The organism is Oliverpabstia sp., from assembly GCF_022785585.1.
Classification (GTDB): Bacteria; Bacillota; Clostridia; order Lachnospirales; family Lachnospiraceae; genus Oliverpabstia; species Oliverpabstia intestinalis.
Genome location: NZ_JALFPR010000161.1, coordinates 1 through 2,774, shown reverse-complemented (window position 1 = coordinate 2,774; position 2,774 = coordinate 1). Strand labels below are relative to the sequence as shown.

General features: G+C 44.6%; 2 protein-coding genes. Both read right to left on the bottom strand.

The window, feature by feature from the left end:
- Positions 1-270 (bottom strand): hypothetical protein (locus MSA64_RS11335; protein WP_287891658.1); only part of this gene is annotated, 270 nt, incomplete at its 3' end.
- A 23-nt stretch (positions 271-293) separates the two neighbouring features.
- Entirely contained in the window at positions 294-2,447 is a 2,154-nt protein-coding gene (locus MSA64_RS11330) for a glycoside hydrolase family 3 N-terminal domain-containing protein (protein WP_287891657.1), read from the bottom strand.
- Positions 2,448-2,774 lie beyond the last annotated feature (327 nt).

Sequence of the window (2,774 nt, the reverse complement as noted above, 5' to 3'; positions counted from 1 at the left end):
TACGGAAGGCTCTATTCCGAAACTGGTGGGCCGGATGGCCAGTTTTTCAAATGGTGTATGGATAGAAATTTCCAGATCATATGCCTCATTGTCTACTACTACTACATAATCGAATGAGTCTGTATGGTATACCACACGTTCCGTTCCGTTGCAGATTACACTGTATTTTTCTGATTTCTCCAGTTCATCTACAGAATTTAAAACAAATCTCGGTTCCTCAATCGGATCCGGGTTGGGATAATAAATCAAATCCTTTTCAAAGTCTTTCATTGATCTCTTCCTTCTCCTTATGCTTAAATATCTATCTCACTGCTTCCCCATTCATGGTCGCTGCTGTTTCCTACACTGATCCGAAGTTTCATTCCGCTGCTGACAATTTCCATATTTTTATCATAATAAGAAAATTCTTTCGGGTCAATATAGAAATCCACATCCTTCTTTTCTCCCGGATCCAGAAAGACTTTCTGGAAACGGACAAGTTCTTTCTTCGGACGAACCACAGATGCATGCAATGTTTCATAGTAGCACTGAACAACCTCTGCCCCCGCAACATTACCTGTGTTACTTACATTACAATGCACATGAACTCTTTTGTCCTGTCCCATCCGGACTTCAACATCCGAAATATCAAACTCTGTATAGGATAATCCAAACCCAAAGGGATATAATGGTGTGTTGGGAATATCCATATATCTGCTGGTGAAACGGTTCTCCAGGTTATCCGCAGTAAGTACATGTCCGGTTTTTATATCCCAGTAACTTATCGGCACCTGTCCCACACACCATGGAATACTTACAGCCAGTTTTCCCGAAGGATTGGTTATGCCATACACAAGATCTGTGATCGCTTCCGCTCCCATTGTTCCCGGTCTCCATGCCATGATGACGGCTTTGGATTTTTCTGAGATTCTCCGCAGATCCAACGGTCTTCCTGAGATGACCACTGTCACGATATTATCCGTGCGTTTTGCTATTTTTTCAAAAAGCATCTGCTGCTCTTCCGGTAAAGTCAGAAACGCTCTGCTGGCAGCCTCTCCGGACTGAGATTCATGTTCCCCAAGTACACATACAACGGTATCTTCCCGGGTTATCGTTTCCAGCCACTGCTCATCCATTTCTTCATCCGAATCATCCTGTTCCACCTGCCAGATCTTGCATTCTTCCTCAGAAAGCATTCTACAGCCCGGAATACATTCCGCATTCATCTTCTTATCTTGAAGAATAGCTTCGATCGTTTCAACAGGTTCATGCTCACCAAAGATTGCCCAGCGGCTCAGGAATTCCTTGGATGTCACATAAGGTCCTGCCCAGATGACTTTCTGTTTCTGACACAAGGGCAGTATTTCTTCATTTTTCAAAAGGACGCAGCTTTCGCTGGCCATCTGATATGCTTTTGTCCGGTTATACAGGGTCAGTTTTCCACTCTTTCCAAGACCTGCAAAGGGATTTTCAAAAAGTCCCAGCTGATTTTTCATCATCAGAACCCGGAATGCGCTTTCGTCGATAAAGGATTCCGGAATCTGTCCGTTCTTCACCAGTTCTTCCAGTCGGAACATATAAGCAGGACTCATCATATCTATATCCACTCCGGCTTCTATAGCCTGAACCGCCGCTTCATCCATATCGGCTGCCACACCCTGTTCTTCCAGCTGTCCGATGGAACCCCAGTCTGAGATCACTGTACCATCAAATCCTTCTTTATCCCGCAGAAGTTCTCTGAGAAGTTCCTTATTCCCACTGATCGGTTTTCGGTCTATGGCATTAAAAGCGGTCATAACCATAGCTGGTTTTGCCTTCAACGCCATGCGGAAAGGTTTTACATACTGTTCCAGGAATGTCCGTTGAGATATTTCAACATCGTTATATTCCCGGCCTGCATTCACTGCTCCGTAACCTGCAAAATGTTTCAGACATGCTGCGATTCCTTCATCGCTTTTCTGCTGATAGCCATCTACCATGGCTTCTCCCATGACTCCGTTCACATATGGGTCTTCACCAAAAGACTCCAGCATCCTGCCCCACCGGGGATCCCTTGAAACATCGATCATCGGAGAAAAGGTTGCCTTAAGTCCTTCAGAAGATGCCTCAGAGGCAGCTATCGATGCTGCCTCTGACACCAGTTCCGGATGAAAGGAACATGCCTGCCCCAGTGGAATCGGGAAAATCGTCCGGCATCCATGGATCACATCTGCCATAAAGAGTAGAGGGATATGATGGGGATGCTGTTCCATATATTTGCTCTGAATATCACATATTTTTTCTTTACCGATCACTCCCAGCACGGAGCCTGCATACTGAATGACCCATTCCGGCGGTAATTGTTCGCCGACAACTCCGGTAAGCACTGCCTCTTTGTCAAAATATACACCGGTAAGCTGTACCATCTGTCCTATTTTTTCCTGCAAAGACATTTCTGACAGCAATTGCTGCAATTTATGTATTTCCATGATTACTCCTTATGTTTAATCTGTTATAACTGTAAAGGTACTGAACAGTTACCATCTTTTTTTATTTCTTTCCACTACAGTGTTTCGTAAATAACTGTATTATTCACGCAGGATACGGATTCGAGTGCGCAGGTCCAAAACGCAGACGTAGCAGTCTACGTTTTGGACCTGCACGGTCAGATTACTTTTTAATCAAAATAAATTGTCTTACCGCTCTTTGCAGACTCATAGATTGCTTCCAGTACACGGGTGACAACTGCAGCCTGCGCAGGTTTTACGATCTGTTCTGCTCCGTCAGCAACGATGTGGTAGAACAGTTCCTGCTCA

Bases quoted from the DNA above. Each gene is read 5' to 3' on its own strand.
- MSA64_RS11330 (WP_287891657.1), bottom strand. From the start codon at position 2,447: ATGGAAATACATAAATTGCAGCAATTGCTGTCAGAAATGTCTTTGCAG.